Annotated in this window: 17 protein-coding genes; 2 read left to right on the top strand and 15 right to left on the bottom strand. The window is 71.0% G+C overall.

Features of this window, described 5'->3' with window-relative positions:
* Positions 1 to 298 precede the first annotated feature (298 nt).
* Complete coding sequence (gene rpe, locus ACZ3YO_RS04265) at positions 299 to 982, top strand: ribulose-phosphate 3-epimerase (protein ID WP_465564628.1); 684 nt, start codon at positions 299 to 301, stop codon at positions 980 to 982.
* Positions 983 to 1181: 199 nt separating this feature from the next.
* The gene (locus ACZ3YO_RS04260) at positions 1182 to 2141 is read left to right on the top strand and encodes a pirin family protein (protein ID WP_465564625.1); all 960 of its coding nucleotides are present in this window, start codon (positions 1182 to 1184) and stop codon (positions 2139 to 2141) included.
* A 495-nt stretch (positions 2142 to 2636) separates the two neighbouring features.
* On the opposite strand, the gene ACZ3YO_RS04255 is transcribed toward ACZ3YO_RS04260, so the two are convergent.
* From ACZ3YO_RS04255 to ACZ3YO_RS04185, 15 genes are all read right to left on the bottom strand, one after another.
* The gene (locus ACZ3YO_RS04255) at positions 2637 to 4547 is read right to left on the bottom strand and encodes an amidohydrolase (RefSeq protein ID WP_465564623.1); all 1911 of its coding nucleotides are present in this window, start codon (positions 4545 to 4547) and stop codon (positions 2637 to 2639) included.
* 48 nt (positions 4548 to 4595) lie between these two features.
* Entirely contained in the window at positions 4596 to 5429 is an 834-nt protein-coding gene (locus ACZ3YO_RS04250) for an alpha/beta fold hydrolase (RefSeq protein ID WP_465564620.1), read from the bottom strand.
* A 277-nt stretch (positions 5430 to 5706) separates the two neighbouring features.
* On the bottom strand, positions 5707 to 6135 hold the full coding sequence (locus ACZ3YO_RS04245; RefSeq protein ID WP_465564617.1) for an SsgA family sporulation/cell division regulator: 429 nt from the start codon (positions 6133 to 6135) through the stop codon (positions 5707 to 5709).
* 152 nt (positions 6136 to 6287) lie between these two features.
* Complete coding sequence (locus tag ACZ3YO_RS04240; protein WP_465564614.1) at positions 6288 to 6998, bottom strand: alpha/beta fold hydrolase; 711 nt, start codon at positions 6996 to 6998, stop codon at positions 6288 to 6290.
* 19 nt (positions 6999 to 7017) lie between these two features.
* The gene (locus ACZ3YO_RS04235; RefSeq protein WP_465564611.1) at positions 7018 to 7971 is read right to left on the bottom strand and encodes a helix-turn-helix transcriptional regulator; all 954 of its coding nucleotides are present in this window, start codon (positions 7969 to 7971) and stop codon (positions 7018 to 7020) included.
* A gap of 10 nt (positions 7972 to 7981) precedes the next feature.
* On the bottom strand, positions 7982 to 8833 hold the full coding sequence (locus ACZ3YO_RS04230) for an alpha/beta fold hydrolase (protein ID WP_465564608.1): 852 nt from the start codon (positions 8831 to 8833) through the stop codon (positions 7982 to 7984).
* 160 nt (positions 8834 to 8993) lie between these two features.
* Positions 8994 to 10241, bottom strand: a complete 1248-nt coding sequence (locus tag ACZ3YO_RS04225) for a PucR family transcriptional regulator (protein ID WP_465564605.1) — start codon at positions 10239 to 10241, stop codon at positions 8994 to 8996.
* Between the two features lie 138 nt (positions 10242 to 10379).
* A complete protein-coding gene (locus tag ACZ3YO_RS04220; RefSeq protein ID WP_465564603.1) occupies positions 10380 to 13223 on the bottom strand; it encodes an ATP-binding protein in 2844 nt (947 codons plus the stop codon).
* Positions 13224 to 13339: 116 nt separating this feature from the next.
* Positions 13340 to 13954, bottom strand: coding sequence for an FMN reductase (locus tag ACZ3YO_RS04215; protein ID WP_465564599.1), 615 nt, complete (start codon positions 13952 to 13954; stop codon positions 13340 to 13342).
* Positions 13951 to 15048, bottom strand: coding sequence for an LLM class flavin-dependent oxidoreductase (locus ACZ3YO_RS04210; RefSeq protein ID WP_465564596.1), 1098 nt, complete (start codon positions 15046 to 15048; stop codon positions 13951 to 13953). The genes ACZ3YO_RS04215 and ACZ3YO_RS04210 overlap by 4 nt, the downstream gene beginning before the upstream one ends.
* A 152-nt stretch (positions 15049 to 15200) precedes the next feature.
* A complete protein-coding gene (locus ACZ3YO_RS04205) occupies positions 15201 to 16037 on the bottom strand; it encodes an alpha/beta fold hydrolase (RefSeq protein ID WP_465564593.1) in 837 nt (278 codons plus the stop codon).
* A gap of 65 nt (positions 16038 to 16102) precedes the next feature.
* Positions 16103 to 18901, bottom strand: a complete 2799-nt coding sequence (locus ACZ3YO_RS04200; RefSeq protein ID WP_465564591.1) for a helix-turn-helix transcriptional regulator — start codon at positions 18899 to 18901, stop codon at positions 16103 to 16105.
* Between the two features lie 11 nt (positions 18902 to 18912).
* Entirely contained in the window at positions 18913 to 19800 is an 888-nt protein-coding gene (locus ACZ3YO_RS04195) for a carbohydrate ABC transporter permease (protein ID WP_465564588.1), read from the bottom strand.
* The gene (locus ACZ3YO_RS04190) at positions 19797 to 20762 is read right to left on the bottom strand and encodes a carbohydrate ABC transporter permease (protein ID WP_465564585.1); all 966 of its coding nucleotides are present in this window, start codon (positions 20760 to 20762) and stop codon (positions 19797 to 19799) included. Before ACZ3YO_RS04190 ends, ACZ3YO_RS04195 begins: the two co-directional genes overlap by 4 nt.
* Positions 20762 to 22090: an ABC transporter substrate-binding protein gene (locus ACZ3YO_RS04185; RefSeq protein ID WP_465564582.1), complete on the bottom strand. Its 1329-nt coding sequence runs from the start codon at positions 22088 to 22090 to the stop codon at positions 20762 to 20764. The genes ACZ3YO_RS04190 and ACZ3YO_RS04185 overlap by 1 nt, the downstream gene beginning before the upstream one ends.
* Positions 22091 to 22242 lie beyond the last annotated feature (152 nt).

Raw genomic sequence — 22242 nt, 5'->3', positions numbered from 1 at the left:
ACCCGGACCCGGACCCGGACCCGGACCCGGAGCCGGACCCGGACCCGGAGCCGGACCCCGACCCGGACCAGGACCCGAAAGCGGGACCCGGAGCGGGACCGGAAGCGGGAGAACGGGGTGTTGCACAGGGCTGATGACCACGGCGGCGGTCGCGGTAACCCTGCCCGGGGTGTGATGAGGGTCACGGAGGGGTCTCGCTGACCGGAACCGTCCGGTTCGGCCCCGGCCGGTCCCCCGCGAGATGATGGGACGAGGTGCCCGCTCCCGGCACCGGAACCCTCGTACGAAGGCATCGGTAATGGCGCAGATCAACCCCAGCATCCTGTCCGCGGACTTCGCCCGGCTCGCCGACGAGGCCGAGGCCGTGAGGGGCTCGGACTGGCTGCACGTCGACGTGATGGACAACCACTTCGTGCCCAACCTGACGCTGGGCGTCCCGATCGTCGAGTCGCTGGCCCGCGCCACCGACACCCCGCTCGACTGCCACCTGATGATCGAGGACCCGGACCGCTGGGCCCCCCAGTACGTCGAGGCCGGCGCCGGCTCCGTCACCTTCCACGTGGAGGCCGCGGCCGCGCCCGTCAGGCTCGCCCGCGAGATCCGGGCCAAGGGCGCCCGCGCCTCCATGGCGCTCAAGCCGGGCACGCCGATCGAGCCCTACGAGGACCTCCTTCCCGAGCTGGACATGCTGCTGATCATGACCGTCGAGCCGGGCTTCGGCGGGCAGGCGTTCCTCGACATCATGCTGCCGAAGATCCGCCGCACCCGGGAGCTGATCGACAAGCACGGCCTGGAGCTGTGGCTGCAGGTCGACGGCGGCGTCTCGGCGAGCACCATCGAGCGCTGCGCCGAGGCCGGGGCGGACGTCTTCGTGGCCGGTTCGGCGGTGTACGGGGCGGAGGACCCGGCCGAGGCCGTCGCCAAGCTGCGCGCGCTCGCGGACGCGGCGACGGCGGACGCCTGGTGGGCCTGCGCGCACTGACCCGCGGCGGCGGCCGGGGCCGGGGTCCGACGCCGGACCCCGGGGCCACCCGAGGGCCCCGGGGCACGCCGGTCCGGACCTGCGCCGCCGCTGCACCCGGTCGTCGTGGGTGGAGGAACGCCCCCGGTTGATGGATGATCGTTGCCGACGACCCTCCGGCTCCGGCCGGCCCCGATCCGTACGGTGGTGGATCCGCGACATGAGCAACCTCGATCTCAAGCCCGCCCCCACCCGCTGCGGCGGCGAGGCCGGCACCGGCCCCGTCCGCGAACTGCTGACCGGGCGCCAGGTCCCGCTCGGCGAGAGCACCGTCGTGCGCCGGCTGCTGCCCAACCTCGGCCGCCGGATGGTCGGCGCCTGGTGCTTCGTCGACCACTACGGCCCGGACGACATCGCCGACGAGCCCGGCATGCAGGTGCCGCCGCACCCGCACATGGGACTGCAGACCGTGAGCTGGCTCCACCAGGGCGAGGTCCTGCACCGCGACAGCCTCGGCAGCCTGCAGACCGTCCGCCCCTACGAGCTGGGCCTGATGACCTCCGGCCGGGCGATCTCCCACTCCGAGGAGTCCCCGCGCGAGCACGCCCGCTTCCTGGAGGGCGCGCAGCTCTGGGTCGCCCTCCCGGACGCCCACCGCCACACCGCCCCCGCCTTCGAGCACCACACCGAGCTGCCCGTCGTCACCGCCCCCGGCCTGCGCGGCACCGTCATCCTCGGCACCCTCGACACGGCCGCCTCCCCCGGTACCGCCTACACCCCCCTCGTCGGCGCCGACCTCGCCCTCACCGAGGGCGCCGACCTCAAGCTCCCCCTCGAACCCGGCTTCGAGTACGCCGTGCTCTCCATGTCCGGCAGCGTCGACGTCGACGGCGTCCGCGTCGAACCCGGCTCCATGCTCTACCTCGGCACCGACCGCCGCGAACTCCCCCTCCTCGCCCGCACCGACGCCGCCGTCCTGCTCCTCGGCGGCGAGCCGTTCGAGGAGAAGCTCGTCATGTGGTGGAACTTCATCGGCCGATCCGGTGATGAGATCGTGCAGGCACGGAATGACTGGGAGAAGAGCCCGCGGTTCGGTGAGGTGCACGGCTACGACGGTGCCCGGTTGCGTGCGCCAGGGCTCCCCGACATCCCGCTGAAGGCGCGAGGAAGGGTACGCTGACCTGCGGTAATGCTCGCCAGCGGTGTGCGTGCAAGGTTGCGGGCCCATTCGATTCGGGGGCGCTGGGAGATGGTCGCCCGCGACGTCCCGCAGCCTCCCGGGATCGGTTGGAACCCGGCGCTGGTGGGCTGCGCCGAATCGCAAGTTTGGCTAGGTGTAGCAGGGTCTAATCGGATTGAAGTTCCACCCTGCGGTTGGACACCTGGAGACTGGGACATGTGAGCCCGGAGGAAGCAGTTTCAGGCGGGAAGCAAGAGCAACATGAGTAAGCGGTATACGGCGGAGTTCAAGCGGGATGCGGTCGTGTTGGTGCGCCAGGCCAGTGCGAGCGGGTGGCGGTCGTGGATCCGCGCGGCGGGCACGGCAGAGGGGGAGGCGGAGGAAGTCACGAGGGCGGTCCTTTCACGGCTCTCGCCGGGCAACGCCGGGCGCCGCCAAGCGACAAGGGCTCGGCGGCGCACGGTGGTTGAATCGGTCAGGCCGGAAGTGGGCGGCTCAGAGGAAACAGGGGTCGTCGAGTGCGGGGCCGCCGCCCTGTCCGGGTATCCATTGGCCGCGGGCCGCGCGCCAGGCGCGCTGCTCGTCGGAGTCGGCCGCCGCCTCGGCCAGCCGCTCGGCCTGCCGGACACCGGACAGGCTCGGCGCCGGGGTGGCCTGGTAGCCGCCGAAGCGTGCCACCGGGCTCCACAGCGGGACCACGGCCGGCAGCTCGGGGGCGAGGCCCTCGTGCTCCTGGGTGCCGTACACGATACGGCCGCCGACCACGGTGAGCACTGACTCGATGTGCGGGATGTCCGACTCGGGGACGGTGAGGTAGTCCGCGCTGAGCACCGTGAGGTCGGCGTAACAGCCCACCCGAAGGCGGCCCTTGACCTCTTCCTCGCCGGTCAGCCGAGCGCCGCCGAGGGTGTACAGCTCCAGCGCCTTCTCACGGCTCAGCCGGTTGGCGGCCGGGCGGAGCGCGCGTCCACTGACGGCTCGTCCGGAGACCAGCCAGTGCAGGGCCACCCACGGGTTGTAGGAGGAGACCCGAGTGGCGTCGGTGCCGGCGGCCACCGTCAGGCCGCGCTCCAGCATCGCCCGCACCGGAGGGGCGTCGGCGGCTGCGACCGCGCCGTAGCGCCGGACGAACGCCTCGCCCTGGAAGGACATCCGGTTCTGCACCGAGACGGCGCCGCCGAGCGCCGCGATCCGGTCCAGGCTCGCGGTGGAGACCGTCTCGGCGTGGTCGAAGAGCCAGCGGTTCCCACCGGGGAACAGGCCCTCGGCGGCCAGCCGCTCGAAGACCGCCAGATCGCGGCGGATCGTCTCGTCGTAGCTCGCGTGCAGCCGGAAGCCCCAGTCGTGCTCCATCAGCAGGCGCACCGCCTGCTCGAACCCGACCTCGTAGGGGCCGAGTTCGGGGCGCGGCTCGGAGAAGTTCTCGAAGTCGGCGGCCGCCCAGGTGAGGTTCTCCCCGGCTCCGTTGAGTCGCAGCCATTCGTCCCCGTCGCCGGGTCGGACGGTCTCCACCCAGCGCCGTAGGTCGTCCAGCTCCTGCCCGGCGGTCTGCGGGAAGAGGTGGTAGGCGATCCGGAGCGTCAGCTGGCCGTTCTTCGCCAGCTCCGTGACGGTGCCGTAGTTCTCCGGGAAGCTCTGGAAGCCGCCCGCCGCGTCGATGGCGGAGGTGAGCCCGAAGCGGTTGAGCTCGCGCAGGAAGTGCCGGGTGGAGGCGGCCTTGTCGGCCGTGTCCAGGGTCGGAGCCTTGGCCAGCGTGGAGTACAGCAGCAGGGCGCCCGGTGCGGCCAGCAGCATGCCGGTCGGCTCGCCGTCGTGAGCGCGCACGATCTGCCCGCCGACCGGGTCCGGGGTGTCCCGGGTGAAGCCTGCGGCCCGCAGTGCCGCCCGGTTGAGCAGCGCCGACTGGTACAGGTGCAGCACGAACACCGGGGTGTCGGGGGCGGCGGCGTTGAGTTCGGCGAGGGTGGGCAGTCGACGCTCGGCGAACTGGTCGGCGGACCAGCCGCCCACCACCCGGACCCACTGGCCCGGCGGGGTGCGCTCGGCCTGGGCACGCAGCATGGCCAGCGCCTGGCGCAGCGTCGGCACGCCGTCCCAGCGCAGCTCCAGCACGTAGTTGAGGCCGCCCCGGATGACGTGCAGGTGCGAGTCGTTGAGGCCGGGGACGGCGCGCCGGCCGAGCGCGTCGACCACGCGGGTGTGCGGACCGACCTGTGGCAGGACATCGGCGTCGTCGCCGACGGCGGTGATCAGTCCGGCGCGGATCGCGACCGCGCTTGCCCGAGGGCGCAGGGGGTCGCCGGTGTACACCTTGGCGTTGCGTACGACCAGATCTGCGGTGTACTCAGGGGAGTGGCCGGGGGCCGGCGGGCCGGGACGGATCCCGGCGACGGGCATGCTCGACATACGATCTCGCTTTCGGGGAGCAGAGGAGGGGAGTGGGGGAGCGGCCGGTCAGCCGCCGATGAAGCTCAGCAGTTCTTTGTTGACCTCGGTGGCGTGCGTCCAGATGAGACCGTGCGGGGCACCCTCGAGTACCACCAGGCGGGCGCCCGCGATGGCCTCCGAGAGTGGGACGGCGGTCGAGCGCAGCGGCAGGGTGCGATCGGCGTCGCCGTGGATGATCAGGACGGGGACGTCGATCTTCGACAGGTCCGCACGGAAGTCGGTGAGCCAGGTCGGGACGCAGTCCGCGGTCACCTTGGCGGAGGCCGAAACGCCGACGTTCCAGCTGTACTGGACGACCTGGTCGCTCACCCGGTCGCCGCCGAGCACGTCCACGTTGTAGAAGTCGGCGAGGAAACCGGCGATGAAGGCTGGGCGGTCGGCGCGGATGGCGCCCCGGATCTTCTCGAAGACGGTGCCGCCGACACCGGCCGGGTTGTCATCGGTCTTCGGCAGGAACGGTGGCAGCACGCCGAGCATCACGGCCCTGGAGACGCGCTCGGAGCCGTAGGTGCCGAGGTAGCGGGTGACCTCGCCGCTGCCCATGGAGAAGCCGACGAGCACCACATCGCGCAGGTCGAGCCGGGTGAGCAGGGCGTCGAGGTCGGCCGCGAAGGTGTCGTGGTCGTAGCCGAAGGACGGCTTGTCGGAGGCGCCGAAGCCGCGGCGGTCATAGGTGATCACGCGGTGGCCGGCGGCCAGCAGCGCGGCCTCCTGCTTCTCCCAGGACGCACCGTTGAGCGGCCACCCGTGGATGAGCACGACGGGTCGGCCGGTGCCGTGGTCCTCGTAGTACAGGTTGATGACGCTTGAGTTCTCCTCGCCGACGGGGAGGAAAGGCATGGGTGCACTCCGTGCAGGGTGTGGCCCTGCCGACAACGGACGCCGGCATGATGGGGACTCGGTACGGACGAATCTAGGGAATCGGGGGGCGGCGGCTTTCCACTGCACGCACCGGGTCTGGCCCGTCCGGGCAGTTCCGGATCAGGCGCTTCGGCCGGTCGTTCTTTCGTCCGGCGGGGCGAGTGCGGTGCGGGAACAGCCCGGGGCCCGGCGGGGCAACGGCTGCGCGAACGCGGCTGGTCAGCGTTTCGGCGCGTGCCCGGGCGGTCCTTGAAGCCTACGAATCCGCATTCTTGATGCCGCTTGAAAGGATCTCCGCCAGCACCCGGTCGAGCTCGGATCGCGCCTTGTCGTTCCAGAGCTCCTCGGCGGACTGCGTCCTGGCCACCACGTCGCGCACATGGGCCGACGCCATCCTGACGACGCACCAGGACTGCCCCGAGATGAGTTCGACGTCCGTCTCGTCCTCGCCATGGGGCCGAACGCGTACATCTCCCTCGCCCGTCGGCAGGATGAGTCCGGTGGCGAGCAGATCCCGGCCAAAGACCCAGGTCGCCGCCGGCGGATCGTCCTCGGCTGCGAAAAGGTCCATTCGAACTGCCAGCGCATCGTCCGGTGAATGCCTCACGCGCAAGGTCAGTTCATGCCATTCGTACTCCGCTGTCATCAGTCTCGCGCTAATCGTCTTTTCGAGGGGGAGCTGCATTTTGGTTCCTTTCGACTCCATGGAAATTACCGGTGTCCCGAATATCGTCGAGCCATCCCACGCACGCATTCTTGACCTCCGGTGCACGCGATCCGGAAAGGAACGTGGCGCGGACGAACCGAGGTTCGTCCGCGCCACGCCGTGCGTTCCGGTCAGCTCGTCGCCCGCACCGCGTCCCTGATCAGATCGGCGACCTGCCTGGGCTCCGACAGGGCGACGGCGTGGGAGGCGTCCGGGAGCTCGACGACGACGGACCCGGCCCGCTCGGCGCCGTAGCGCTGGACCTCCGGGTTGATCGCGCGGTCGGCTCCGGCCACCAAGGCCCAGGACGGCTTGACCTGCCAGGCGGCGGCGGAGGCCGCCTCGGTGAAGGCTGCGGCGGCGAGCGGGCGTTGGGCCGCCGCCAGGACCCCGGCGACATCCTTCGCCACGTCCGCGGCGAAGACGGCGGGGAAGGCCGCTTCGTCGATGGTGACCTCGACTGCGCAGTCGAGGTCCCCGAGCGGGTACGTCCACGTCTTCAAGTTGCCCGCCAGCGACGAGTCGGGGAAGCGTCTCTCCAGATCGCCGAGGCTCTCGCCTTCGTGGAGCACGTACGCGGCGATGTAGACGAGCCCGACGACGTTCTCCGCGGCGCCGGCCACGGTGATCAGTGCCCCGCCGTAGGAGTGGCCGACGAGCAGGACGGGGCCGGAGATCTGGGAGACGACGGACGTGAGGTAGGCGGCGTCGGAGGCGAGGCCGCGCAGGGGGTTCGGCGGTGCGATCACCGGGATGCCGCGGCTGCGCAGTTCCGAGATGACGCCTATCCAGGCCGCTGCGTCGCCGAAGGCGCCGTGTACGAGTACGACGGTGGGGGTCATGGCGGTCCTCTTCTCGGTGTCAGGCCGCGTGCGGGGCGTCAGTGACGGCCGAAGTCGCCAAGGACTGCCATTCGCTCGGGGTCATGCCGTACGCGCCCCTGAAGGTGCGGCTGAAGTGCGAAGGGCTGCTGAAGCCCCAGCGGTGCGCCACCGCTGCCACGGTGAACCGTCGGTTGGACCGGCCCAGCTCGACCCTGCAGGACTCCAGTCGGCGTCGCCGCACCCACTGGCTCACCGTGACGCCCTCGTTCTGGAAGAGCTTGTGCAGGTACCGGACGGAGATGTGGTGGGCGCGTGCGATCGATTCCGGTGAGAGGTCCGGGTCCATGAGGTGCTCTTCGATGAAGCACCGGATCCGGGACAGCATCTCGCTGCCGACCGTCGATGCCTCGGCCTCCTCGCTCTCCATGCCGGTTTCGAGGAGCTCCATGAGCAGCACGGACAGGAGGTGGACGGCTGTACGGGCGAGTCGGTCCCCGGGTCTGGGCCGGCGGAGATCGGCTTTGTTGGCGAGCGCGGACAGGAAGTCCGACACCAGAGCCCCCAGCCCGTCGCCACCACGCACGGGAACACCCACCACCTGGTCCAGTTCCGATTCCGTGACTCCCAGGTAGCCGCGGGGCAACCGGAAGAAGACCATCTGGCAGTCGTCGCCGAACTGCAGGAGGTGGCGCCGGGCCGGGTCGCAGAAGACCAGGTCGTGGGGCTCCAGAACCGTTCTGGCCCCTTCGCGGACGCTGGTCGCCGATCCGCGGACGTGCATGCCGAGGTAGAGGAAGGTCCCGTTCCCCTCGCTCGGTATTCCGGAACGGATCTCGACGAGCCATTCGGAAGCGGACGCCGGCCGGATACCGGCCGGTTGCCGGACCTCCCTTTCAGGCGCGCGTGACATCACTGACTGAGCCATGAGAATCCCAAGCCTTCGGTTCTTCGCGGGAGGGGCAGCCGTTCGCACGGCTGCCGGCGTGGACACGGAGGCCGGTCTAGGCCCTCGTGTCCGGTTCCTCGGTGAGGAACTTCTCCACCACCGCGTTGAACGCCGCGGGGTTCTCGAGGAACGGGAAATGCGAACTCGCCACGTCGGAGGTGAAGACATGGAGTCGGGCGTCGGGAATCTGCTGGGCGATGAAGCGCTGCGAGTCGGGGTTCACATGACTCCCCTCGCAGCCGAGCACCAGGGTCGGCACGTCGATCCGGGGAAGTACGTCGCGCCAGTCCTGAGCGCAGTGGTCGAACAGCAGAGGTACGCCGGCGTAGGCAGGTGTCGAGGTGATCTCCTGCGCGACGAAGGCGAGGATCTCCGGGTCCGGGTCACCCGAGAACATGCCGCGCACGAAGTCGGCGCGCACCTTGTCACCCCCGGGGGCCGCGAGCGTGGCACCCAGTTCGAGCAGCTGCGACACGTCGAAGATGGCGCCGGACTGCTGCTGCTCCTGCCCGGTCGTCCAGGGCACGGCAGCGACGGCCGCCGGCTGGTCGACGGCGACGAGGCGCCGGATCCGTCCGGTGCCGTACTGGTCGATGAAGCTCCACCACACCGAGACGCCCATCGACCACCCCAGCGCGTCGAACCGCACCAGCCCGAGGTGGTCGACGAGTTCGAGCACATCGCGGGAGAACCGAGCGATGCGGTAGCCGTGCTTGGGCTTGTCGGACAACCCGTGGCCTCGGAAGTCGACGGTGACCACACGACGCCCGGGAGACAGGTTCTCGACCTGGTGGCGGAACATCGCCTGCGTCTGGCCCCAGCCGTGAAGCATGACCAGGGGGATGCCCTCGCCACCGGTGTCCCGGTAGGCGATGCGTGTCCCATCGGTGGTGATCAGTTCTTCCATGACCTCTTCCTTCCCTGGTCACGGGCCTGTCGTCAGGCCCGCGCCGTCTCTCATATCTTCGATGACGGCCCTTCGTCACCACCACCGCGCGCTGTAGGAATCGGGTCGGAGATCCTCATCGCTTTGTCGAAGGGGCGAGGGCCGGCCAGGATCAGCCGGATCAGGCGGCCGTGTCGCCGCCCGTGGAGAGGAGTTCCTCGATCCTGAGCCCCAGGTGCAGCGTGAGCCGGTGACCACCGTCGTCGAGGTCGAGTCCGGTGATCTCCTGGATCTGACGCAGGCGGTAGTACAGCGATGTGCGGTGGAGCCGCAACGCCTCGGCGGTCTTGGGGATCGATCCGGCGTGCTCGAGGAAGCAGCGCAGGGTGTCCCGGAGCCGGTCGTCGCCGTGGGCCTCGTTCAGGGTGCGCAGCGGCTCGGGCACGAGGGAGGCGTTCAGTGCGTGCTCGGGGAGCTGGAGGAGGACGGCGAACTCCCCGAGCAGGTCCCAGTCACCGATGCTTCGCAGCGAGGGGATCCGGCGTGCCGCGCGGGCCGCGACGAGGGACTGCTCGTACGACCGACAGGCGTGCTGCAGGCCCAGGTGCCGCCCGCCGACACCGATGACCGGAGACGCCGACGGTTCCAGGAACGTGGCGAGTTCCTCGAGAATGCGGACCGACTGGGCGGCCACCTCGTCCGGGTCGGGAGGCCGCTTACGCAGTTGGAGCAGGATCGCCCGGTCCTGGTCGGCCGCGAGAACGCCGTGCGCCGAACGTGTCTGCCGGAAGCCCTCCAGAGCCCCCCACAGAGCCGCCTCGGTTTGGCGTACGGGCTCCGTTCCACGGCCCAACTTGACCAAGGTGACCAGGACGTGGTCGGCCTCCCCGAGCAGCCCGAGTTCCACGGCCCGCCGACGCGCGGCGGTGCGGGTGACGACGTCGGTGTCGACGAGTTCCAGGACCAGGGTCTGCTCGTCGCCCCTCCGGCTGTCGGCGCCGAGTTGCTCGACGTACATCTGGGCCGCCATCAGGCCAGCTGCCCGCCCGATGGCTTCGGTCTCCTTGTCCCCGAGCGTCATCTCGGGCGCCACCACCATGAGCAGCCCCAGGAGGTGCCCGCGCTCGCGCAGCGGCACGACGTAACGGGGCAGGAGCCCGAGGTCGTCACGGCCCTCGATGAATCCGGGTCTGGGCCACTGGGTCACTCCTTGGGCGAGTACGTAGCGGATGGTGGCGTTGTCGGCACGGCCCTGGAGCAGCGTGCCGATGCGTACCGGGTCCTCGTCGCCGAAGTGGCGACTCGTGCAGACCACGCGGACCAGCGGATCATCGATCGCGACGGACCGGCCGAGCTGCTCCGCGAGTTCGTCGACAAGCGCCTGAAGTCCAGGGCTGCCAGGGCGGGCCCGCTGGAGCCTTGCGGTCATGCGCTGTTCCTCTCTCGACCAACTGTTCCCTGCGGAACGCTTCCTTTCCGCAGCTGTTGATCATTTTGAGGAGGCGACGACGCCGGCACATCGCATGAAAGGTCCATAGGGACGGCGTCGGCAGGGGATACGAAACGATCACTTTCCGTTGTCGCGTCTCTCCACCAGCCGGGCCAGCTCCGCGCGGGAGCCGATGTCGAGCTTGGTGTAGGCGCGGCGCAGGTGCGAACCCACCGTGTGGGGCGACAGGGAGAGCTCCTCGGCCACCTGCGGGTTCGTCAGTCCCTGGGCCACGAGCCGTGCCACCCGGAGCTCCGACGCTGTCAGCTCGGGCCATTCCTTGGCCGACCCGGCCGATGAGGGGCGTCGGCGCACGCCGGCGGCCCGCAGGCGTCGACGGACCCGCGCGACGTGCCGCTCGGCACCTGACTGGGTGTAGAGGGCGAGCGCCTTGTCCAGGTACGGCACCGCCTCGGGCCTGCGGGTGGTCGCGAGCTTGCGTCCGACGTCCTCCAGCGCCGACGCCCGGGCGACCGGGCGTGAGCACCCCTCGTACAGTCGGACGGCGTGCAGGAGGTGCGCCAGATCGTTGTCGAGCAGCCCGCGGGCGTGCGCGGCACTGGCAGCGAGGATCGTGAAGTCCGGGTTGCGAGCGGCTCGCCGCTCGGCCACCTCGACGGCCGGGGCGGCCCGCTCGGATGCGCCGGCGCGCAGGGCCATGCGGACGAGGACGGGAGTGTCCATCGGGTCGACCGGGCTCACCAGGGCCGACCGTTCCTCGGCGAGCGCCGCCAGCACCTCGTCGAGTTCCGCCAGGGCGCGGTCGGGCCGGCCGTCGAAGTCCGCCAGCAGTACCAGCATCCAGGCAGCGACGCTACGGGCGAGCGGTGCGCCCGTACCCCGCACGCGCCGCGCCTGCGCCGCGCACCGCTGGGCGGCTTCGCGGTCGTCGGTGTGGATCGCCACTCGCGTCAGCGTGTAGAGGAGCATGAGTTCAGCGAGGTCTCCGCTGTCGAACGCACCCCTCATGTCGGCGGCGGCTTCCGCCTCGGCCCGGGCGTCCGCCAGCCGCCCGGCGTCCAGGAGCGCCCGGGCGCGGTGCATGAGCCACAGGCGTGCGGCCGCCGCCTGGCCCTGGTGGCGGGTGTCGTGGACCCCGGCCTCGGCGAGCGCGAGCGCCTCCGCGGTGCGGCCGGCCACGGTCAGCAGCAAGCACTGCCACAGCGCCTCCGGGATCCAGACGGAAGGGGCGATGCCGAGGCCGGCCGCCAGGGCTGCCGCCCGGCTCGCCCGGCGGAGCGCCTCGTTCCAGTCCATCCGGTAGAAGCACAGGGCCGAGTCGACCACCATCATGGTGGCCTGGGCGATGCCGTCCCGGGCCTCATCGGTGGCCTCCCGCGCCTCGGCAGCGGTCTGCTCCGCGCCCTCGGGGTCACCCGCCAGCGACAGGCCCAGGCACAACAGGGCGAGCAGTCGGGCCCGCAGTGCGGCCGGGATCCCGGGCAGTGCCGCCCCTGCACGGGCCTGGCGGACGGCCTCGGCGAAATCGAAGTGACTGGCGAGGCGCGCCATGGCGAGGCGTATCCGCGCCTCGTCGTCGGGCCTGAGATCACCGGCGGCCAGGGCCGACGCCCCCAGGTCGTGTGCCCGGGCCGGCTGCCCCATCTGCCAGAGCAGCGGGAGCGTCTCGGCGATGACCCTCGGCCGTCGCGACGGGTCCTCCATGGTGAGTTCCAGGGCTCTGAGGCTGAGCTCCGCCGCCGCTCCGGGCGCTGTGGCCGCGAGATCGGCCGCACCGGCACGCAGCCGTTCGACGGCCGTCCGGTCGCCGAGCCGCACGCCCACGGCCGGCGGCGCGTCGGGCCCGGCCGGGGACGCCGCAGGCGCCGGCGGCACCTCGGCGGCATGGCTCCGCAGGGTTCGGCGCAGGGCGGGAGGGAGTCCGGCTTCCACAGACTCACGGATCAGCTCGTGGCGGAACTCCAGACGGTCGCCCCTCTCGACGAGCAGACCGGAGTCGAGGGATTCCTGGATCGCGGTGATCAGCGTCGCAGGTGGTCTGCCGAGCAGCTCGGCCAGCAGCTCCACGGGGACGGGGCCTCCCACCACGGCCGTCGTTTCGACGAGTTCGCGGGCCGCGGTGGGAAGCCGGGCCAGCCGGCCCGCGACGGACGGCAGTTGCGTGAGGGGGAGGGATCCGGCCGTGAGCCGTGCTGTGCCGTTCTCGATCGTCACCAGCCCCTCGTCCCGTACCGCGTCGAGCAGTTCCTCGAGCAACAGCGGCACCCCCTCGGCGCGGCGCGCGACATGGATGACGTCCGGGCCGGGCACCGCACCCAGGACGTCCTCCGCGATCCGGACGACCGCCGGGTCGCCGAGTGCGCCCAAGGCCAGTTCGTGCGCCCCGGCCTGCCGAATCCGGTCCAGTGTCGTGCGGACCCGGGGAGACACACTCCCGTGGCGCACGGCCACCAGCCACAGGATCGGCTGCGTCGCGAGTGCGGCCGCGAGGGTGTGGAGGGTGAGCAGCGTCAGTTCGTCGCACCACTGGAGGTCGTCGAGGACGATGAGCAGCGGCCCGCTCCGAGCGGCCTCCCGCAGGCGGTCCCCCAGTTCCTGGAGCAGCCAGAACCGCTGGCCTGGCGTCGCGGTGAGGTCCCGTAGCCGGTCGGCACCCGCGAGCGGTTCCTCCCCCGCGAACAGCCCGTCCAGCAACGGGCCGAGCGGCACGAACTGTTCGTCGGCGTCGGCTCCGCCCTGGAACACCCTCATCCCGCGCCGTTTCGCGGACGCCGACGCCTCCGCGAGCATCCGCGACCTGCCGATGCCCGCAGGGCCTTCGACGAGGACGATCCCGCCTGCCCCCCGGGCGAGGGCGTCGAGCCGCGCCTCGATGAACGCCAGTTCCTCCTCCCTGCCGCGGACCGGTGTCCCCCCACCCTCGACGTCCTCGGGGAAGGGCCATGTCGTCAATCGGTTCACACTCACTCCGCCGGCCGGGGCCGCACGGGACGGGGGCTCGTCCAACGGCGGTACGGCGGATCAGTATGCGGCACGGCGGCTTCGCCCGGGCAGGGGGTGACCCGGACCGACCGGTCTCAGTCGAAGCGCAGGTCGGCGAGCTGCCGTTCGAGGGCGGTGACGTCGTCCTCGGGTTCGGCCCGGGCCGGGCGGTCGGCCAGGAGCGCGGCCAGCTCGCCGCCCGCCCGGCGGATGCGGCCGGGCAGGCCGTCGGCGTACTCGTCTCCTCCGGATCCCCAGTCCGCGGACGCCGCGAACACCGCGGTGGGAACAACAGTGGCACGCAGATACGCGAAGAGCGGTCGCATGGCGTGCTCCAGCACGAGGGAGTGGCGAGCCGTACCCCCCGTGGCCGCGACCAGGACCGGTTTTCCCGCGAGTGCGTCCGGGGCGATCACGTCGAAGAAGGACTTGAACAGGCCGCTGTAGGAGGCCGTGAACACCGGGGTGACGACAATCAGGCCGTCGGCTCCGGTCACCGCGTCGATCGCGGCAGCCAGGCGCGGTGCCGGAAAGCCGGTCACAAGATGGTTGGCGACATCGCCGGCCAGTTCGCGAAGCTCCACGACCTCGGCCGACACGACACGGCCCTGGACAGTGAGTTCGTCGCGGACCGACTCGGCCAGCCGGTCCGCGAGCAGGCGGGTGGAGGAAGGGGTACTCAACCCCGCGGAAACGGCGACGAGCTTCACGCGGCGCCCGCCTCCTGCACGGTCGCGGCGGCCGTGACCCGCGCCGCGTGCGTCGGGGCGTCCGGCACATCGTCCGGGCGTCCGCTCGCGAACTCCCGGCGCAGCACGGGCACGACCTCCTCGCCGAGGATGTCGAGCTGCTCCAGGACCGTCTTGAGGGGCAGACCCGCGTGATCCATCAGGAACAGCTGGCGCTGGTAGTCGCCCACGCTCTCCCGGAAGGACAGGGTCCGTTCGATGACCTGCTGGGGAGAGCCCACGGTCAGCGGGGTCTGCTCGGTGAACTCCTCCAGCGACGGACCGTGCCCGTAGACCGGCGCGTTGTCGAAGTACGGACGGAACTCCCTTATCGCGTCCTGCGAGTTCTTGCGCATGAAGACCTGGCCGCCCAGCCCCACGATGGCGTCCTCCGGGCGACCGTGGCCGTGGTGGGCGTACCGGCGCCGGTACAGCTGCACCATGCGCCTGGTGTGATCGGCCGGCCAGAAGATGTTGTTGTGGAAGAATCCGTCACCGTAGAACGCGGCCTGTTCCGCGATCTCCGGCGACCTGATGGATCCGTGCCAGACGAACGGCGCTACCCCGTCCAGCGGTCGGGGTGTCGACGTGAAGGCCTGCAGGGGCGTGCGGAACCGGCCCTCCCAGTCCACGACGTCCTCATGCCACAACCGGCGCAGCAGCGCGTAGTTCTCCCTGGCGAGGTCGATGCCCTGGCGGATGTCCTGCCCGAACCAGGGATACACCGGTCCGGTGTTGCCACGCCCCAGCATAAGGTCGACCCGGCCGTCGGCCAGGTGCTGGAGCATCGCGTAGTCCTCCGCGATCTTCACCGGGTCGTTGGTGGTGATCAGAGTCGTGGCGGTGGACAGGACCAGCTTCTCGGTGCGGGCGGCGATGTGTCCGAGCAGGGTGGTCGGCGACGACGGGACGAACGGCGGGTTGTGGTGCTCTCCGGTCGCGAAGACGTCCAGACCGACCTCCTCGGCCTTGAGCGCGATGGCGACCATCGCCTTGATGCGCTCGTGCTCCGTCGGGACACGGCCATCGGTAGGGTCGGGTGTCACGTCCCCGACGGTGAAGATACCGAACTGCATGATGCTTCCACTCTCCTGAACCTGTCTGGATGCGGTGATCGCGGGCCGAGAAGCCGGAGGACTCCTGATCGTCCGGCGCCGGCGCCCGCGGCAGCCGGACGACCGGCTGCCGCGGGCGGGGGCTCACTGCGTGTGAGCCGACGGGAGCGGCCTCACTTCGCCAGGAACGCGAGGAGCGCGGCGTTGACCTCCTCCGCGTGGGTCCACAGCAGGCCGTGCGGGGCGCCGTCGATCTCGACGTAGTCGGCGGACGGGAGGGCCGCGTGGAAGGGACGCGCGGTACCTTCGGCGGGGAGGATGCGGTCGGCCGTGCCGTGCAGGATCAGGGCGGGGACATCGATGGCCGGGATGTCGGCACGGAAGTCGGTGTACCAGGTCGACGGCGCCGCCGAGGCTGCGAAGAAGCCGCCGCCGGCCGCGGTGTTCCAGCTGTTGCGGACGGCCTCCTCGCTGATGCGGGTGCCCAGGTTCTCGTCGAGGTTGTAGAAGTCGTTGAAGAAGGCGGTGTAGTAGGCGTAACGGTCGGCCTTCACCGTGGCGACGATCCCGTCGAAGAACTCCTTCGGGGCGACACCGTCCGGGTTGTCGTCGGTCTTGAGCAGGCACGGCTCCAGCGAGGCGAGGAAGGCGACCTTGGCGACGCGGGCGGAGCCGTACGCGGAGACGTAGCGGGCGACCTCGCCGGTGCCCATGGAGAAGCCCACGAGGACGGCGTCGTTCAGGTCGAGGGTCTCCATCACGGTGTTCAGGTCGGCCGCGAAGGTGTCGTAGTCGTAGCCGGTCGTCGGCTGGGAGGACCGGCCGAAGCCGCGGCGGTCGTAGGTGATGACGCGGTAGCCGGCGTCGAGGAGCGCGGCGCTCTGGCGCTCCCAGGAGTGGCCGTCGAGGGGGAAGCCGTGGATGAGGACGATCGGCCGGCCGGTGCCGTGGTCCTCGTAGTAGAGCTCGACGGCGGTGGTGTTCTCCTGGCCCACGGTGATGTACGGCATGGCTGTGTCTTCCTCGCTTCGGGTCGGCTGGTCCGCGCGTCGTCGCGGCGCGGACTGCCGTCACGCTATGGCGGGGGAGGCGCCGCCGATTGTCGTGCGGCGCCCCGAGCCTTGCCCGCCGGCGCAGAGTCCGCGGACGGGGCAGGGCCGGCCGCCTCGATGTCGGCCTGCGCCAGTACCAGCCGGGTCAGGTGGACCCGTGAGTTCACCGAGAGCTTGCGGAAGATGGACGTCAGGTGCGTGTTGACCGTGTGCGGAGACACGACCAGGGCGGCAGCGGCCGACCGGTTGGTGTGTCCTGCGGCGATGAGCCGGGCGACCTTGCGTTCCGAGGCGGTGAGCGCGTCCCACCCCCGGACGGGGCGGGGGCGGGCCGGGAGTCGACCGGAGCCCGTCACGGCCCGGTCCAGTTCCGCCCTGACCTTGTCGGCCTCGGCGCCGGCCCCCGCGTAGGCGTACGCCTCGTACGCCTTCGTCAGGGCGGGTATTGCGGCGGCGTCTCCCGTGGCCGACAGTGCGCGGCCGAGGTCGGCGGAGGCCGCCGCGAGGTGCAGCGGCCGGGGCCCGTTGAGAAGGATCCGGACGGACCGCTCCAGAAGGCCGGGATCGGCGTTCACCAGCGCCGCCGTGTGGGTGGCCGTCCCCTGCGCTGTCGGCACGGCGGGGTTGTGGGAGGCGTAGTCGGCCGCCTGGGCCGCGAGGTCCACGGCCAGAGCCCGGTCTCCGGCACGCAGGGCGATCTGCACGGCCTCGACGAACCGGGTGCGCAGGAGCCTCCAGCGGACGAAAGGGTGATCCCGCTGGGCGGACCGCAGCCGTTCGGCCGCCGCCGCGTGGTCGCCGTCGGCGTCGGCGAGGAGGGCCTCCAGGTACTGGTGAGCGGCGTGGTTCCCCGGGTTCGGCCGACCGGCCACCGCCGTCCTGACGACCTCGGCGTGTTCCTCCGCGGCTTCGCGATCGCCACGCAGCAGCGCCAGCCAGCCCCGGTGGACGCGAACGTTGACCAGGTTCGCGGGCACGTGGATGTCCGCTTCCAGCCGCTCGGTGGTGACGAGGTCGGCCTCCGCGTCGTCGAGCCGCCCGAGCCCCAGATTGAGATTTCCCTGCGCCCACATCAGCATCGCTGGTCGCAGCGGGTCGTCGGCCGCCGTCCGCAGCAGGTGCCGGGCCGTGTCGAAGTCGTCCAGGTGGACACGGGCAACGACCTCCTCGGGGAGGAACGCCGCGTCGAACGCGCTGAGCGCCGTGTGATGGTCGACGGCGGACGCACACTCGCCCGCGTTGAGGGCGATCTCGCCGAGACCCCACAGCGCGATGACGCGGGCCTCCCGGTCCTGCGCGCGCTCCGCCTCGGCGAACGCCCGTTCCGCGGTCTTGCGAGCGCTGCCGAGGTCGCGGCCGCGGGACTGGGCGAGCGCGAGTCGCGCGGTCAGCCGGGCGCGGACCGCCGGGTCGGTGACGACGCCCAGGGCGGCCGTCGAGCGGCGGGTCAGCTCATGGATGTCGTCGAGGTGCCACAGCGTGTCCCCGAGGACCGACTGCAGACGGGCGAAGACGTCCAACGGGGGCTGCCGGGCCAGGAGGACGTCGCCGGTCTCCCGTGCCCGGGTGTACCGGCCCGCACGGGTGAGGGCGGTGACGGCCCGTTCCCCCACGTCGAACTCCGCGGGATCGTGGGGCGGCACCAGTTCCATGGCGCGCACGGACAGATCGGCGGCGAGGTCGGGCATGACGGTGAGTACGTCCGAGGCGGCGCGGCCGAGCAGCCGGATCGCCTCCTGGTCACCCGGTTCGGCGCTCTTGAGCAGGTGCGGGACAGCGTCGGCCGAGGTGCGGCCCGTCGCGACGAGCCGACTCGCCGCCTCCCGGTGCAGTGCCCGCCGCGCGGAGGGCGCGAGGTCGGCGTAGACCGCCTGCCGGAGCAGATCATGACGGAACACGAGGCGTTCGCCGTCGTCCTCGATGAGCCCGGCACCGATCGCCTCGTGCAGTTCACCGATGAGGCCCGAGGCCGGCCTGCCGCACAGGGCCGCAGCGTCGGCGAGGTGGAAGGCGCGGCCCAGGACCGAGCCGATCCGCAGGAACTCGAGGGTGCCCGGTCGGAGTGCGGACAGCTTGCCGCGGACCCCGAGCACCAGCCGCTCCGGCGGCTCGAACCCGTCCGCACCCGACGCCGCGATGCCGGTCAGCACCTCCGTCGCGAGGAACGGGTTACCGCCGGCCGAGTCGAGCAACCCGGTGACGCGATCCGGTACCGTCCCGCCGAGTACGTCCCGCGCCAACTCGGCGAGCGCCGCGCCGGACAGCGGCCGCAGCGCGAGCGTGGCCATCCGGGTGGCGCCCCCGCGCAGGTCCGGGTTCTCCCTCCCCGCGAGCAGCCAGAGAACCGGGGAGGCCAGCAGTCGTGCCGGCATGACGTTCAGTGCGAACCGGCTCAGCGGATCGGTCCACTGGACGTCGTCGATCGCGATCATTGTGGGCGCGTCCTTCGAGCGCTCCTCGAGCAGCCGGGCCAGCCGTTCGACCAGCCAGACGCGTTGGTCGTGGTGGCCCGCCAGGTGCGCGAAGTCCTCCGCGGCCAGCAGCGGCGGGTCGCCGTGCAGCAGGCCTGAGGCCAGCGAGGCCAGCGGTGCCAGCTCGTGCAGCTCCTCGGCGCGTCCCCGGCTGACGGCGAACCCGCTGGCGCGTGCGATGGAGACGGTCTCCTCCAGCAGGGCGGTCTTCCCGATCCCCGGCTCGCCCAGGAGCAGGGCGATCCCACTGCCGTCGCCGTCGCGCACCGCCTCGACCATGGCCCGCAGCTGTTCCAGCTCGGCTTCCCGGCCGCGCAGACCCGGCCGGCTCAGCCGGGCGCCCGTGCTCATCTCCTGCGGTGTCATCCCTTGACGGACCCCGCGAGCAGACCTCGGGCGACGTGCCGCCGGAGGAGGAGGAACACGAGCAGCGGGACGAACGCCGATACGAACGCCCCTGCGGTGAGCCGCTGCCACTCGTTGCCGCGCGTCCCGGCCATGGCCGCCAGTCCGACCGTCACCGGAGCGGTCTCGGCGGTCCCGCCCGACAGCGTCATCGCCACGAGCAGGTCGTTCCACACCCAGATGAACTGGATGACCGCGAACGTCACCAGGACCGGGCGGGCCAGCGGCAGGACGATCCGGAGCAGCAGCGTCGCGTGTGACGCGCCGTCGACCCGGGCCGCTTCGATCAGGTCACGGGGCAGTCCGGCCAGGTAGTTGTGGAGGAGGAACACCGCGAACGGCAACGCGAAGACCGTGTGTGCGAACCACGCCTGGCTGAACCGAGCCGCTCCGGTGACGTTCCAGGCGGGCAGGAACAGCCATCCGCGGGAGAAGAGCCGCAGCAGCGGGACGAGCACCATCTGGAGGGGCACGATCTGGAGCGCGAAAATGCCGACGACAAGCACGTCGCGCCCCTTGAAGTCGATCCACGCCAGGGCGTACGCGGCGAGGAACGCCAGCGTGAGCGGAAACAGCACCGAGGGCAGGGTGATGACGATCGAGTTGACGAGGTGGTCGGCGAGCCGGCCCGACGCGTTCCCGGTGCCGAACAGCACCTCACGGTAGTTGGCGAGCGTGACGCGGGGCGAGCCGAACACGGTCCACCAGCCAGTCGTCTTGATCTCGGTCTCGGGACGGAACGAGGAGAGGAACAGACCGAGCGTCGGCACGGTCCACAGGATCGCGGTCACCACGGCGGCCAGCGAGAACACACGGGACGACAGACGCTCCCGGACACCGCTCACCCCGCGCTCCGCTGCACACGGACCTTGTAGGCCACGACAGGGGTGACGAGGAGGAAGAGCAGCACCGCGAGGGCTGCGCCGTGGCCGGTCCGGCCGTAGCGGAAGGACTGGTCGTACATCTCGTGGGCGATGACACCGGTGTCGAACTGCCCGGCGGTCATGGTTTTGACGATGTCGAACGCCTTGAAGGTGCCGATCACCTCGGTGAGGACGACGACGAGCAGCGTGGGTCTGATCGACGGCACGGTGATGTGCCGGAAGATCTGCCGCGGTGACGCGCCGTCCAGCCGGGCCGCCTCGATGATCTCGCCGGGAACCGCCGTGATCGCGCCTGCCAGCAGGAAGGCCGCGAAGCCTGCCTGGGTCCACACCATCGCCGCTATGAGGAACAGGACGTTCCAGGGGGAGTCCACGAGCCACTGTCTCGGCTCGCCGCCGAACGCCACGACGAGTCCGTTCAGCAGCCCGATCTGCTCCGCCCCGGCCGGCCGGTAGGCGTAGACGAACTTCCAGACCAGGCCGGCGCCGACGAACGAGATCGCCATCGGCAGCAGGACGGGGGCCAGGGCGAGCGCCCGGAACCGCGACCGTACGACGGCCGCGGCGTAGAGGAGACCGATCCCCGTCACCAGCAGGGGCACGAGCACCACCCACGCCAGGGTGTTGCGGAGCGCGACCAGCGCCTCGGGGTCGGTGAACATCCACACGTAGTTGTCGACGCCGACCCAGGTGTTCCCTTCGTCGTCCATGAACGACAGGCCCAGGGTGTGCAGGCCGGGCAGCAGAAGGCCGATGGTGAGCAGCAGCAGGGCGGGGGCCAGCAGCAGGAAGGCCGCGCCGCGCCTCCGTACCGGCCCTCGGTGCAGCGCCAGGAGGATCAAGCCGACCACGGCCGAGAACACGACGACGCCCTGGAGAAGGTGGGCCAGCTTGGGCTGCTGAGCGACGACGTCGAACGACATCAGTGGCTCGGCCAGGACCGTTCGATGGCCGCCGCCACCGATTCGGTGTCCTTGCCGCTGATCCAGTCGACGGCTCCCTTCCAGAAGGTGCCCGCACCGACGGCCGCGGGCATCTGGTCGGAACCGTCGAACCTGAACTGTGTCCGGGGATCCTGGAGCAGCTGGATCGACAGCTTGTCGACCGGGCCGGCCGCGTCGGCCGGATCCACTCCCTTGTTCGCCGAGACGAAGGGGCCCTTCTTCATCCGCGCGTTGGCGAAGTCGGCGCTCGCCAGGTATTCCCGGAAGGCTCGCACCTCGGGGCGGTCGGAGAATGCCGTGGCGAACGTTCCTCCGCCCAGGACGGGCTTGCTGGTTGTGTCCACCCCCGGAAGGAGGAAGGCGAACACGTCCCCGTCCGGTCCGATCCGGGTGCCCTTCGGCCAGTGCTCGGCGTAGAACGACGCCTGGCGGTGCATCGCGCAGTCGCCGGAGAGGATCGGCGTGCCGCCGTCCTGGTAGGAGATCGAGGCCATCGAGCGGGCCGGTCCGTAGCCGCCGTTGGCATAGCGGTCGTTCTTGAGGATGGATCCCACCGTGTCCATCGCCCGGACCACCCGCGGGTCGTTGAACGGAATCCGGTGGGAGACCCACTGGTCGTAGACGTCCGGCCCCTGCTGGCGGAGCAGGACGTCCTCGATCCAGTCCGTCACGGGCCAGCCGGTCGCCTCGCCGGATTCGAGGCCCGCACACCAGGGCCTGACCCCCGATGCGGCGACCTTCTCCGTCACGTCCATCAGTTCGGCCCAGGTGCGGGGGACGGTGAGTCCCCTTTCCCGGAAGAACTTCGGCGAGTACCAGACGAACGACTTCACGTTCGCGACCAACGGAGTGCCGTAGAGGGTGCCGTTCACGGTCGCGTAGCTGTTCCAGTCCGCCGACCAGCCCTGCTCTGCCAGCGACACCAGCTCCGCGCTCGCGGGTTCGAGCTTCCCCGCGCGCGCGAAACGTTCCAGGAGCCCGGGCTGAGCGAAGAACGCCACGTCGGGGGCGTGGCCGCCCTCGACCCGGAGTTGGATCTGGGCCTCGAACTCCCCGTTTCCCTCGTACTGGACGTCGATCCCCGTGCATGCGGCGAACGCGGCCCAGGTCTCTTCGAACAGGTCTGCTTCCCGGTCCCGGCTGGGCGCGTAGACGGTGACGTGGGTCGCGGGGTGTCTGCCGTACCGCGCGTACGGCCCGCAGTCCCCGGCCTCGCCGGACGAGGAAGCGCTGGGAGGGGCGACGCATGCGGCGGCCGTGACGACTAGGGCGATAACGGCGAGCGCGAGCCTCGCGCCGAACCTCATGGGTGTGCTTCCTCCGTTCGCCCACCGAGTGTTCTCGGGGGCGAACCGAAGCTATCAGCGTTCGAACATAATCAACCAATCGTTCGAGGTCAGAGGCTTGTGTGCCGGTGCCGAGCCCACACCGGGGGTGGGCTCGGCACCGGCATCGGCGG

This window comes from Kitasatospora sp. NPDC022785 (assembly GCF_055561295.1).
This window is presented reverse-complemented; position numbering and strand designations above follow the sequence as displayed.